Origin of the sequence: Polaribacter sp. Hel_I_88 (genome assembly GCF_000687935.1) — a bacterium.
GTDB lineage: Bacteria > Bacteroidota > Bacteroidia > Flavobacteriales > Flavobacteriaceae > Polaribacter.
This window is the reverse complement of the sequence record NZ_JHZZ01000001.1, coordinates 89,586-102,161: the sequence shown is the minus strand read 5'-3', so window position 1 is coordinate 102,161 and position 12,576 is coordinate 89,586. Positions and strand designations below refer to the sequence as shown.

Sequence of the window (12,576 nt, the reverse complement as noted above, 5' to 3'; positions counted from 1 at the left end):
TTTTTTTTTAAAAGTAAAGTCATAAAATTTTAAAATTTTATGACTTTACTTTTTATGATTAGTTTTAAAAAATTATTTCATTTCGATAACCAAATCATCAGAATTTACCATATTTCCTGCTTTTAGAACTATTTTGTTGATAGTTCCTTCATTATTTGCTGTTATTGTAGTTTCCATTTTCATGGCTTCAATAATAAATAAAGGTTGATTTTTAGAAACTTTTTCGCCATTTTTTACTAAAATGTTAGATAACAAACCTTGCAAGGGCGCACCTATTTGAGATGCATTATTCTTATCTATTTTCGTGTTTTTAATGATATTTACCTTAATAGATTCGTCTTTAACTTCTACAGTTCTACCTTGTCCATTTACTTTAAAATAGATGGTAATCATACCTTCTTCATTGGTTTCTCCAATAGAATCTAACGTAATTAAAACTGTTTTTCCTTTATCTAAATCTACTGTAATTTCTTCTCCAATTTCCATTCCATAAAAGAAGTTTTTGGTTGGTAAATTAGTCAGGTTATCATATTTAAGATGCTTGTTAAAAGCTTCTGTGAATACTTTTGGATATAATTTATAAGATAAAAAATCTGTAAATTCTATAGTTCTTCCTAAATCATTTTCAAATATTCTTTTAAATTCGGCATATTCTACTTCAAAATCTACAGGAGGAATATGTGCATTTGGTCTATCAGTAAAAGGTTGTTGATCTTTTAAAATGAGTTTTTGCAATTTCTGTGGAAAACCACCAACAGGTTGACCTAATTCTCCTTTAAAAAAGCTTACTACAGATTGTGGAAAAGAAATACTTTCCCCTTTTTCTAAAACATCTTGAATCGTTAAATTATTACTTACTAAATACTGAGCCATATCACCAACAACTTTAGAACTTGGTGTAACTTTTACAATATTTCCAAACAACGTATTTACTTCTCCATACATTTTTGTAATTTCATGAAAACGACTTTCTAATCCTAAAGATTGTGCTTGAGGTTTTAAGTTAGAATATTGTCCTCCAGGTATTTCGTGTTTAAAAACCTCTCCAGAACCTGCTTTTAAACCAGATTCAAAAGGATAATAATATTCTCTAACAGCTTCCCAATAATTAGAATATTCGTTTAAAGAAGTTGTATTTATAGGATTTTCTCTTTCGTGAAACTTCATCATTTCTACAATCGAGTTAAAATTTGGTTGCGATGTTAAACCAGATAAACCACCCAAAGCAACATCTACAACATCAACACCAGCTTCAATTGCTTTTAAATAGGTAGCAGATTGTATAGAGGATGTATCATGTGTGTGCAAATGAATTGGAATATTTAATTCCGTTTTTAAAGCAGATACTAATTCTGATGCTGCATAAGGTTTTAACAAACCAGCCATATCTTTAATTGCTAAAATATGTGCACCAGCATTTTCGATTTCTTTTGCAAGATTAATGTAATATTTTAAGTTGTATTTGGTGTTTTTTACATCTAAAATATCACCTGTGTAACAAATAGAACCTTCAGCTAAACCATTCGTTTTTGTTCGAACATGTTCTATACAAGGTGCCAATGATTTCATCCAATTTAGGGAGTCAAAAATTCTGAATAAATCAACTCCATTTTCCCAAGATTCTTCTACAAATTTGCCAATTAAATTATCTGAATAAGCTGTATAACCAACTCCATTTGAGCCTCTTATTAACATTTGTAATAAAACGTTTGGCATTTTTTCTCTTAATAAACGTAACCTTTCCCAAGGATTTTCTTGTAAAAAACGCAAGCAAACATCAAAAGTTGCTCCACCCCAAACTTCCATACTAAATATTTCTGGATGATTTTTTGCATAGCCTTCTGCTACTTTTAGCATATCAAAAGTTCGCATTCTTGTTGCCAATAAACTTTGATGTGCATCTCTCATTGTTGTGTCTGTAAAATGAATTTTCTTTTCATTTTTTAACCATTGAGAAAATCCTTCTGGACCTAATTCTGTTAAAATATCTTTTGTTCCTTTTGGGAAACTCGTATTTACATCAAAAGCAGGAACTTTTGGTTTTACAAACGTTTTTGTTGCATCAAATTTTTTGACATCTTTATTACCATTTATAGTAATATCTCCTAGATAAGTAATAATTTTATTGGCTCTGTTTCTTGGTGCTTTAAACTCGAATAAACTAGGTGTAGACTTTATAAAATTTACAGTAATTTCTCCTTTTCTAAAAGTTTCGTGTTGTAAAATATTATCTAAAAAAGGCATATTTGTTTTAACACCTCTAATTCTAAACTCGCTTAAAGCTCTTCTAATTTTACGTGCAGCACCATCTAAAGTTCTACTGTTTGAAGTAACTTTAACTAACATAGAATCAAAAAAAGGTGATATTTTTACACCTTGATAAATACTACCTGCATCTAAACGTATTCCAAAACCAGATGCACTTCTGTAAGTAGAAATTGTGCCAAAATCGGGTTTAAAATCGTTTTGAGGATCTTCTGTAGTAATTCTACATTGCAAAGCATAGCCATTTATTTTGATAGATTCTTGACTTGGTATTTTTATTTGTTGATCTTCTAATTTGTAACCACCTGCTATAAATAATTGCGTTTTTACCAAATCTATGTTTGTAATAACCTCTGTAACAGTATGTTCTACTTGTATTCTTGGATTTACTTCTATAAAATAAATAGAACCATCATCATCTACCAAAAATTCTACAGTTCCTATATTGTTATAATTTACAGCTGTACAAATTTTAATTGCATAGTTGTAAAGGGCATTTTTTATTTCGTCATTTAAGCCATAAGAAGGCGCAAATTCAATTACTTTTTGATAACGTCTTTGCACAGAACAATCTCTTTCAAACAGATGAACAGTGTTGCCATAATTATCTGCAACAATCTGAATTTCAATATGTTTTGGATTTTCTACAAACTTTTCTAAAAAAACAGTGTCATCTCCAAAAGCATTTAAAGCTTCACGTTTACTTTCTCCATAAGCTTTCTTTAATTCATCTGCTTTTCTAATAACTCTCATTCCTCTTCCTCCACCTCCAGAAGCTGCTTTTAGCATTACAGGATAACCTATATTTTCTGCTTCTTCTAAAGCAATTTCTACATTTTCTAAAGGCTTTTTATTGCTTTGAATGATAGGAATATTGTTATCAATTGCTACTTTTTTAGCCGTAATTTTATCACCTAAAGATTTTAAAACGGATACTTTTGGCCCCACAAAAATGATATTATTTTCTTCACATTTTTGAGCAAAAAGTGCATTTTCTGATAAAAAACCATAACCAGGATGAATGGCATCTACATTATTTTCTTTGGCAATTTTTATAATTGCATCAATATCTAAATAAGGTTTTAAAGGTTGATTGTCTTCACCAATTTGATAAGATTCGTCAGATTTATATCTGTGTAAAGAATACCTGTCTTCAAAAGTATAAATACCTACCGTTTTTACATTAATTTCTGTACAAGCTCTAAATATTCTGATAGCAATTTCTCCTCTGTTTGCAACTAATACTTTTTTAATTTTCATTTTTTTTCTTTTTGATTGATTTTTTATTGCTTTAAAGATACAATACAGAAATCAATGAGTAAAAGAAAATTATGGCTTTTATTGATAAATTAATAGGAAAAATGAGTAAGAGTAAGTATGGCGAAAAAAATAGCTTTATCTTAATTTTTTAGATAAAATGATAATTTAATGTAGGTTTTTAATCTTGTTTTAAACCGAGTTTTTTGCCTTTTTCAATCATAAAATCATAACTTGCTTTATGTTCGTTAGGAATTTCACCATCTAAAATAGCGTTTTTAATGGCTTCTTTTATTTGCCCAATTTCTCTACAAGGTTTTAAATTAAAGGCTTCCATAATTTCTTCACCAGTAATTGGAGGTTGAAAATTACGCACTCTATCTCGTTCTTCCACTTCTTTAATTTTAGAACGAACTAAATCAAAATTTTTATGATACAATTTAAATTTCCTTGGGTTTTTGGTAGTAATATCTGCTTCACATAGCGTCATTAAAGAGTTGATGTCATCACCTGCATCAAAAACCAAACGTCTTACAGCAGAATCTGTTACATCGCTTGCTAATACAATTGGTCTTGAACTCAACAATACCATTTTCTGAACAAATTTCATTTTATTGTTCAATGGCATTTTTAATTTTTTAAAGATTTTATATACCATTTTAGAGCCCACAAATTCATGTCCATGAAACGTCCAACCCACTTTTTTACTGAATCTTTTTGTAGGTGCTTTTCCAACATCATGTAAAAGTGCAGCCCAACGTAACCAAACATCTTCTGTATGTTCTGCAATATTATCTACCACTTCTAAAGTGTGGTAAAAGTTGTCTTTATGTTTTTGACCTTCAACTTCTTCAACACCTTTTAATGCAATTAATTCAGGCAGAATTTGAGGTAGTAATTTGGTTTTTTCTAATAACAAAAACCCTATAGATGGTGTTGCTGAGGACATAATTTTATTCAACTCAACTACAATTCTTTCTTTAGTAATTATGTGTAATCGGTTTGCGTTTTTAGAAATAGCAGCAAGCGAATTTTCTTCGATTTCAAAATTTAATTGGGTTGCAAAACGAATGGCTCTCATCATCCTTAAAGGATCATCAGAATAAGTAATATCAGGATTTAATGGTGTTTTAATAATTTTATTTTCTAAATCTTCAATACCATTAAAAGGATCTAACAACTCTCCAAAATTGTCTTCGTTTAAACTTAAAGCCAACGCATTTATAGTAAAATCACGTCTATTTTGATCGTCTTTTAAAGAGCCTTCAGTAACTTCTGGATTTCTGCTATCTTCAGAATATGATTCTTTTCTTGCGCCCACAAACTCAATCTCAACATCTTTAAAACGCAACATTGCTGTTCCATAAGTTTTAAAAATTTGCACTTTAGGTTTGTTTGGAATTAGCTGTGCTACTTTTTTAGCCAACTCAATGCCACTGCCAACAGCTACTACATCAATGTCTTTTGCTGTGCCTCTTTTTAGAAAAAAATCACGCACAAATCCACCAATTACATAAGAATCGATGTTTAGTTCTTTGGATGCTTGAGAAATGATTGTAAATATTTCTGATTGAATTGCTTCTGTGTACTTCATATTTTTTTTGCAGTCAATTGGCAAATTTATTGTTTTACATAGTTTAAAAGAAGAAAAATAGTAAGAACATTTGTATTTTTGCTGTAACTTCTTTTATCAAACTAAAATTTAAATGATTATTGTAAGAATTGTTGGTGGACTTGGAAACCAAATGTTTCAATATGCGTATGCGAAATCTTTGCAACAAAAAGGTTTTGATGTTCAAATTGATATTTCTAAATTCAAAACATACAAATTACATGGTGGTTATCATTTAGATTCCTATAATATCGATTTACAAAAAGCAGGTTCTTTAGACACATTTTTATCTTTATTAAAACTAAAGAAAAATGTAAAAGAAAAAAGTTTGTTGTTTGATGAAAATTTATTGAAACTTAAAGGGAATGAATTTGTAAAAGGATATTTTCAAACTGAAAAGTATTTTTTATCTATTAGAGAAATTCTGTTAAAACAATTTACGATTAAATCAGAGCTTTCTAATTCAACAAAAGAATATTCAAAAGAAATTCATCAGCATAAAAATTCTTGTTCTTTGCATATTAGAAGAGGAGATTATATTACTGATGAAAAAGCAAATAGTGTTCATGGAACTTGCGATTTAAATTATTATGCAGCCGCTATTAAGTTGATTAATGAAAAGTTTGATACTACTCACTTTTTTGTTTTTTCTGATAATATTGCTTGGACAAAAGAAAACTTACAATTAGAAAATGCAACTTATATAGACCATAAAACAATTCCACATGAAGACATGTTTTTAATGAGTTTATGCAACCACAATATTACAGCAAATAGTAGTTTTTCTTGGTGGGGAGCTTGGTTAAATCAATATAAAGACAAAACAGTTATTGCTCCTAAAAAATGGTTTGTAAGTCAAAAAAATGAAGTCGCTTCTAAAAATTGGATTCAATTATGATGTCTTACAAAGTTTATTACATCAATTTAGATAAAAGTAAAGAACGTAGAGATTTTATGGAAAATCAATTTAAAAAATTGAACATTCCAATTACCAGAATTTCTGCAACTTATGGTAAAGATTTAGATCCGAATTTCTTAAAAAAAGAAAAAGCGAAACACAATATTTTAGCACATTTTCCTTACCCAAATGATGGAGAAATTGGTATTTGTTTAACGCACTTTAAATTGTGGGAATTTTTAGCAAATCAGCCAGAAGATTTTTCGATTGTTTTAGAAGATGATGCTTTGGTTCATGACGACTTTTTTAAAGATTTAGATCAGCTTTTATCAAAAATAACAATAAACGATTTTTTAGATATTTCAGGTAAAAAAGGTTTTTATTCACTCCAAAAAACTGAATTACTCAATAAATTTTTAATGCCTCCAGTTTTAATGATTGGACAAATTATTGGTAAAAATGCAGCACAAAAATTAACGGATAATTTGAGTGATTATTATGCACCCATTGATGTGATGAAACAAGATGTTTACAAACATAAAGTGCCATTATATTCTACCAATAAACAATATGTTGTAAGTGTTGATAAGAAAATGGGAGGTAGTACTATTCAGCAAAATAACTTACCTAAATTCAATAAAGTTAAAAGAGAAATTATCAGACCTTTTTGGCAAATTTTTACGCTATTTACCTATAAATTACAAAGATGTGTTCGAAATTACTTCTTTTATCAAACTTTAAAATAAGATTTACTTCACGTTTCTGTTTAAAAGCCAGAGTTTTACGTACCTAACATAAACTCCATAAGCTTGGGTTTTTGCAAAAATATAACCAGGAAAACCATCTAAAAAGCCTAGTCTTAAAAAATAATGAATAAAAAATCTTGCAGGTGGTTTTATTAGAATATGATATAAATTAACTGTTTTTCCTTCATCAAAATATTGCTTTGCTCTTAAAGCACCATAGTGATTCATTTTAGAAATATAATGATCATAATTTTTATAAGAATAATGTTCAATTTTATGCTTGAAAAATCCTAATTTACCATTTGTAGTAATTTTTTCATGAACAATACCTCTATACATACATTCTTCTTTCAAAAAAAGTCGAATTACTTTATCTCTTTGGCAACCTCCGTAATTGATGTTCTTGCCAACAAAATAAAAACTTCTACGCACATAAAAACCAACACAATTGTTTGGGTTTTGTACAGCTTCTAAAATTTCTCTTTTAACTTCTGAAGTTACTCTTTCATCAGCATCCAAAACATAAATCCAAGGATGTTTAGCTTGTTGAATCGCAAAGTTTTTTTGAGAAGAAAAATCATCAAACTTTCGCTTGATGATTTTTACATTGTATTTTTCAGCTAATGCAACTGTACTATCTGTGCTATATGAATCTATTACAATAATTTCATCAGCAAAACCAACAGATTTTATAGCTTCTTCTATATGAATTTCTTCATTTAAAGTAGGAATTATTGCAGTAATTTTTGTCATAGCATTTAATCTTTAAACAGCAACATCATACTCACGTAGAGCGTCGTTTAAAGATGTTTTTTTATTGGTACTTTCTTTTCTTTTTCCGATAATTAATGCACAAGGTACATTGTATTCTCCAGCAGCAAATTTCTTGGTATAGCTTCCAGGAATTACTACAGATCTTGCAGGGACAATTCCTTTCATTTCAACAGGTTCGTCACCAGTAACATCTATAATTTTAGTACTCATTGTTAACACAACATTTGCTCCTAAAACAGCTTCTTTTTCTACTCTAACACCTTCTACAACAATACATCTAGAGCCAATAAAAGCACCATCTTCTATAATTACAGGAGCCGCTTGTAATGGTTCTAAAACTCCACCAATTCCAACACCACCAGATAAATGTACATTTTTACCAATTTGTGCACAAGAACCTACTGTAGCCCAAGTGTCAACCATGGTTCCTTCATCTACATACGCACCAATATTTACGTAACTTGGCATTAAAATTGTGCCAGCAGAAATATAAGCTCCATGTCTTGCAACTGCATTTGGTACAACTCTAATTCCTCTTTCTGCAAAGTTCTTCTTTAATGGAATTTTGTCATGATATTCAAAAATACCAGCTTCTAACGTTTCCATTTTTTGAATTGGGAAATACAAAACAACTGCTTTTTTTACCCATTCATTTACTTGCCAACCATCAGTTGTTGGTTCTGCAACTCTTAACTCACCTTTGTCTAATAAATCAACAACTTTTCTAATTGTGTTTATCGTGTTTTCTTCTTTTAATAAATCACGATTTTCCCAAGCCGATTCTATAATTTTTCTAATATCTTCCATTCTAATAAATTCATTTTTGCAAATATAAATTGATTGCCAAAAACCAAGGCGAATATACGTTTTTTTAACAGATATGGCTTGTTTGTTTAAAATACTAGGCTTAGTTTTTTTAATAGATTGATTTTATTCTCTTTAATGTATCCTATTAAAAGTTTAAACTTTATTTTTGCCAAAAAAGTATTTAAATTGGGAAGAATTTTAGCCATTGATTTTGGAAAAGTAAGAACAGGAATAGCAGTTACAGATGAATTAAAAATAATTGCATCTGGTTTAACGACTGTAAAAACGGGTGAATTGATCAAGTTTTTAAAAGAATACATAAGCAAAGAAAATGTAGAACTTTTTTTAGTTGGCAAACCAAAACAAATGAATAATACTGATAGTGAAAGTGAAGCTTTAATATTGCCTTTCCTTACAAAATTAGCGAAACAAATTCCTCAAGTTCCTGTAAAAAGAGTAGATGAACGTTTTACATCTAAAATGGCTTTTCAAACCATGATTGATGGTGGATTGAAAAAAAATCAACGAAAAAATAAAGCGTTGGTAGATGAAATTAGCGCCACTATTATTTTACAATCTTATTTATATAATACGATTTAATTGAAAGAATACGTTCTTTAAAAAAAAATCGATTTCAAAAATTCGGATTTCGGAATTGTAAATTGTACTTTTGCACCCACAAAAAAAGAAAAAATGATTTTACCAATTGTAGCTTATGGAGATCCTGTTCTTAGAAAGGAATGTAAGGATATTGATGCAGATTATCCAAACCTAAAAGAACTAATTGTAAACATGAAAGAAACCATGTACAATGCTTCTGGTGTTGGTTTAGCTGCCCCTCAAATAGGCAAAGCAATTCGTTTGTTTTTAATTGATGCATCTCCTTTTGCAGAAGATGAAGATTTAGATGAAGCTGACAGAGAAACGCTAAAATCTTTTAATAAAGTTTTTATCAACGCACAAATTTTAGAAGAAGAAGGAGAAGAATGGTCTTTTAACGAAGGCTGTTTAAGTATTCCAGATGTTCGTCAAGACGTTTTTCGTCAGCCAAAAGTAACTATTGAATATCAAGATGAAGATTTTAACAAGCATACTGAGGTTTTAGAAGGTTTAGCAGCAAGAGTTTTTCAGCACGAATATGACCATATAGAAGGTGTTTTGTTTACAGACAAAATATCATCACTTAAAAAAAGATTGATTAAAAAGAAACTAGAAAACATTTCTAAAGGGAAAATAAATGCGGATTATAGAATGCGTTTCCCAAACTTAAAAAAAGGTAGATAATTTTTATTGATGTTTTATATTAAAATATCAATTAAATATAAAATTTAAAACCTTATCGATTACAATCAAAAAAAGACACTTTATAAAAATATATACAAATGGAATTTAGTAAAATTATTTCAGTAACTGGTAAACCTGGTTTATTTCAAGTAGTATCACAATCAAAAAATGCAATTATTGTAGAATCTTTAACCGATAAAAAAAGATTGGCAATTAATGCTACACAAAATGTGAGTATGTTAGAGAATATTGCGATTTATACCTACGAAGAAGATATGCCTTTGTTAGAAGTTTTTAAAGCTATGGCAGCAAAAACAGAAGGTAAAGAAGCAATTTCTCATAAAGAAAGTGGTAAAAAATTAGCCTCTTTTTTCGAAGAAGTTTTACCAAATTACGATGCTGAGAGAGTGTATTCTTCTAACATTAAAAAAGTAATTCAGTGGTTTAATTTGTTAATTGAAGCTGGTTTTGATTTTACAAAAACTGAGGAAGTTGCTGCTGAAGAAAATGCTGAAAAAGAGGCTTAAAAAAAAGTAATCAGTTAGCAGTTGCACTTGGCATTCATAATTTTCAATTTGCTAACATCAACAAAAATCTAGAAATACAACTATAATTATTCTACAAAGCTTAACATAGTTTTGTAGAATTTTTATTTATACTCAATTTATTATGAACTCAAGAAAAGAACAACTTTCCGCTTTTAATCGTTTGTTAGATATTATGGACGATCTCAGAGAAAAATGTCCTTGGGATAAAAAACAAACTCTAGAAAGTTTACGTCATTTAACCATTGAGGAAACCTATGAGTTGGCAGATGCAATTCTTGATAATGACTTGCCAGAAATTAAAAAGGAATTAGGTGATGTTTTATTACATATTGTTTTTTATGCAAAAATAGGAAGTGAAAAAAAAGCTTTTGATATTGCTGATGTTGCCAATAGTATTTCTGATAAATTAATTAGCAGACATCCTCATATTTATGGTGATGTAAAAGTGAAAGACGAGACAGAAGTAAAGCGCAATTGGGAACAATTAAAACTAAAAGAAGGTAAAACATCTGTATTAGAAGGAGTGCCAAAAAGTTTGCCTGCAGTTATAAAAGCAAGTAGAATTCAAGAAAAAGTTGCAGGAGTTGGTTTCGATTGGGAAAAGCCAGAACAAGTTTGGGAAAAAGTACAAGAAGAACTTACAGAATTAAATGAAGAAGTTAAAGCAGGAAATAAAGAAAACACCGAAAAAGAATTTGGCGATGTTTTATTTTCCATGATCAATTACGCACGCTTTATAGGTGTGAATCCTGAAAATGCCTTGGAAAAAACAAACAAAAAATTCATTAATAGATTTCAGTATTTAGAAAAAGCTGCCAAAAAAGAAGGGAAAGAACTTTCAGATATGTCCTTAACAGAAATGGATGTGTATTGGAATGAAAGTAAAAAGTACTTTTCTTAAAAACAATCCTTTTCAACTACAATTTAATTCATAATCTTTAATTGAATTTCGCTCCTATGGAGCTTCTTAGTTTTTACAATATATTTTATTATTAATCTTTCCCTCTTACAGAGCTGAAAAATCTCAAAGGGATGAAATATTAATAGCATTTTATTCTACAAGCGCTCTTAAGCCTTAGAAGGACGGAATATTAATTCTTTTTAGAGTTTTGTGAAAAATTTAGATTCTTTCATAATCTTTTGTCAGATAAAAATATTTCTGAATCATTTTTTGAGGAATAATTTTATCTAAAATTTACATATTTATCAGTAGAATCAATAGTTTTACGCTAATTAAAAGCAACATCTATTTCAGTATCAAATCATTAAAAATCTTACAAAAATTATACAATTTTTTATGGATAAAATAAAAATCTGTTGTAAATTTGCAGTGGCAAGTCCTACACAACTAGCTCCCTTTGAATCCTCCAGGGTGGGAACACAGCAAAGGTATTAGGTTGTAGCAGTGTGATGTAGGTAGCTTGCCATTTTTTATTCCTATCCTAAATCCTTTCCAAAGGAAAGGACTTCAAAAAAACATTTATTGATTAATATTTTTCTTTTTTGATATATTTCTGTATTCTTAAATATTCTATATTAGTAGAATCTTAAACTTTAAATCTTGAATCTTAAATTTTTATGAGCAAAGTTATACTGGTTACAGGAGCTTCCTCTGGAATAGGGAAAGGAATTGCTACTTTTTTGCATGAAAAAGGATATCATGTTTATGGTACAAGTAGAAAACCTAAAAACATAGAAAATTATCCTTTTAAATTAATTGCTTTAGATGTTTTAAAAATTGAAACCATCAAAAATGCCGTTAATTTTATTATTAATAAAGAAGGACGATTAGATGTTTTGGTAAACAATGCAGGAATGGGCATTACTGGGCCCATTGAAGATACTCCTTCAGAAGAAATGAAAGCTGTTTTTGACACCAATTTTTTTGGAGCTATAGATGTTTTAAAGACGGTTTTACCTCAAATGCGTTTGCAAAAATCTGGCACTATTATAAACGTAACTTCTTTTGCTGGCTACATGGGGTTACCTTTTAGAGGAATGTATTCTGCAACTAAAGGCGCTTTAGAGTTAGTTACTGAAGCTACAAGTATGGAGGTTAAAGGGTTTGGAATAAAAGTGGTAAGTGTTGCACCTGGAGATTTTGCTACAAACATTGCTCAAGGTAGATATCACACTCCAGTTTTTGAGGATTCTGCTTATAGAGAAGATTATAAAACCAACTTAGATATTATTGATGCTGATGTAACTGGAGGAATGAATCCTATAGAAATGGCGAAAACTGTTTATAAAATAATCAATGCTAAAAACCCTAAAATTCATTATAAAGTTGGGAATCTTTTAGAGAAGTTTTCTATTGTTTTAAAAAGAATTTTACCAGATAGGTTGTATGAAAAGATATTAATGAATCACTATAAATTATAACAT

At 29.3% G+C, this 12,576-nt stretch carries 11 protein-coding genes and 1 other RNA gene; 8 read left to right on the top strand and 4 right to left on the bottom strand.

Translation table 11 applies throughout. The features are described from left to right. Nucleotides 1-72: 72 nt before the first annotated feature. The gene (locus P161_RS0100465; RefSeq protein WP_026775141.1) at nt 73-3,525 is read right to left on the bottom strand and encodes a pyruvate carboxylase; all 3,453 of its coding nucleotides are present in this window, start codon (nt 3,523-3,525) and stop codon (nt 73-75) included. A gap of 178 nt (nt 3,526-3,703) precedes the next feature. Further along, a complete protein-coding gene (locus P161_RS0100460; RefSeq protein ID WP_026775140.1) occupies nt 3,704-5,116 on the bottom strand; it encodes a CCA tRNA nucleotidyltransferase in 1,413 nt (470 codons plus the stop codon). Between the two features lie 112 nt (nt 5,117-5,228). On the opposite strand from P161_RS0100460, the gene P161_RS0100455 reads away from it, so the two are divergent. Beyond that, nucleotides 5,229-6,032 carry an alpha-1,2-fucosyltransferase gene (locus P161_RS0100455; RefSeq protein ID WP_026775139.1) on the top strand — a complete coding sequence of 268 codons (804 nt, stop codon included), beginning with the start codon at nt 5,229-5,231 and terminating at the stop codon, nt 6,030-6,032. Continuing rightward, the gene (locus tag P161_RS0100450) at nt 6,029-6,778 is read left to right on the top strand and encodes a glycosyltransferase family 25 protein (RefSeq protein ID WP_231494684.1); all 750 of its coding nucleotides are present in this window, start codon (nt 6,029-6,031) and stop codon (nt 6,776-6,778) included. The genes P161_RS0100455 and P161_RS0100450 overlap by 4 nt, the downstream gene beginning before the upstream one ends. Nucleotides 6,779-6,781: 3 nt before the next feature. On the opposite strand, the gene P161_RS0100445 is transcribed toward P161_RS0100450, so the two are convergent. Next, a complete protein-coding gene (locus tag P161_RS0100445; protein ID WP_026775137.1) occupies nt 6,782-7,531 on the bottom strand; it encodes a glycosyltransferase family 2 protein in 750 nt (249 codons plus the stop codon). A 12-nt stretch (nt 7,532-7,543) separates the two neighbouring features. Next, the gene (locus P161_RS0100440) at nt 7,544-8,359 is read right to left on the bottom strand and encodes a 2,3,4,5-tetrahydropyridine-2,6-dicarboxylate N-succinyltransferase (RefSeq protein WP_026775136.1); all 816 of its coding nucleotides are present in this window, start codon (nt 8,357-8,359) and stop codon (nt 7,544-7,546) included. Nucleotides 8,360-8,545: 186 nt separating this feature from the next. On the opposite strand from P161_RS0100440, the gene ruvX reads away from it, so the two are divergent. The 6 genes from ruvX to P161_RS0100415 all read left to right on the top strand — a co-directional run bounded on the left by ruvX (nt 8,546) and on the right by P161_RS0100415 (nt 12,573). Next, nucleotides 8,546-8,959: a Holliday junction resolvase RuvX gene (gene ruvX, locus P161_RS0100435; RefSeq protein ID WP_026775135.1), complete on the top strand. Its 414-nt coding sequence runs from the start codon at nt 8,546-8,548 to the stop codon at nt 8,957-8,959. 93 nt (nt 8,960-9,052) lie between these two features. Beyond that, entirely contained in the window at nt 9,053-9,643 is a 591-nt protein-coding gene (gene def / locus P161_RS0100430) for a peptide deformylase (protein ID WP_026775134.1), read from the top strand. 98 nt (nt 9,644-9,741) lie between these two features. Next, complete coding sequence (locus P161_RS0100425) at nt 9,742-10,170, top strand: DUF5606 domain-containing protein (RefSeq protein ID WP_026775133.1); 429 nt, start codon at nt 9,742-9,744, stop codon at nt 10,168-10,170. Nucleotides 10,171-10,312: 142 nt separating this feature from the next. Continuing rightward, on the top strand, nt 10,313-11,092 hold the full coding sequence (gene mazG, locus P161_RS0100420; protein WP_026775132.1) for a nucleoside triphosphate pyrophosphohydrolase: 780 nt from the start codon (nt 10,313-10,315) through the stop codon (nt 11,090-11,092). A 430-nt stretch (nt 11,093-11,522) separates the two neighbouring features. Further along, nucleotides 11,523-11,621, top strand: an RNA gene (ffs, locus tag P161_RS19265) — signal recognition particle sRNA small type. 148 nt (nt 11,622-11,769) lie between these two features. Beyond that, nucleotides 11,770-12,573, top strand: coding sequence for an SDR family oxidoreductase (locus P161_RS0100415; protein WP_026775131.1), 804 nt, complete (start codon nt 11,770-11,772; stop codon nt 12,571-12,573). Nucleotides 12,574-12,576 lie beyond the last annotated feature (3 nt).

Bases quoted from the DNA above. Each gene is read 5' to 3' on its own strand.
- P161_RS0100440 (WP_026775136.1), bottom strand. From the start codon at position 8,359: ATGGAAGATATTAGAAAAATTATAGAATCGGCTTGGGAAAATCGTGAT.
- P161_RS0100455 (WP_026775139.1), top strand. From the start codon at position 5,229: ATGATTATTGTAAGAATTGTTGGTGGACTTGGAAACCAAATGTTTCAA.
- P161_RS0100460 (WP_026775140.1), bottom strand. From the start codon at position 5,116: ATGAAGTACACAGAAGCAATTCAATCAGAAATATTTACAATCATTTCT.
- mazG (WP_026775132.1), top strand. From the start codon at position 10,313: ATGAACTCAAGAAAAGAACAACTTTCCGCTTTTAATCGTTTGTTAGAT.
- P161_RS0100450 (WP_231494684.1), top strand. From the start codon at position 6,029: ATGATGTCTTACAAAGTTTATTACATCAATTTAGATAAAAGTAAAGAA.
- P161_RS0100465 (WP_026775141.1), bottom strand. From the start codon at position 3,525: ATGAAAATTAAAAAAGTATTAGTTGCAAACAGAGGAGAAATTGCTATC.
- P161_RS0100445 (WP_026775137.1), bottom strand. From the start codon at position 7,531: ATGACAAAAATTACTGCAATAATTCCTACTTTAAATGAAGAAATTCAT.
- def (WP_026775134.1), top strand. From the start codon at position 9,053: ATGATTTTACCAATTGTAGCTTATGGAGATCCTGTTCTTAGAAAGGAA.
- P161_RS0100415 (WP_026775131.1), top strand. From the start codon at position 11,770: ATGAGCAAAGTTATACTGGTTACAGGAGCTTCCTCTGGAATAGGGAAA.
- P161_RS0100425 (WP_026775133.1), top strand. From the start codon at position 9,742: ATGGAATTTAGTAAAATTATTTCAGTAACTGGTAAACCTGGTTTATTT.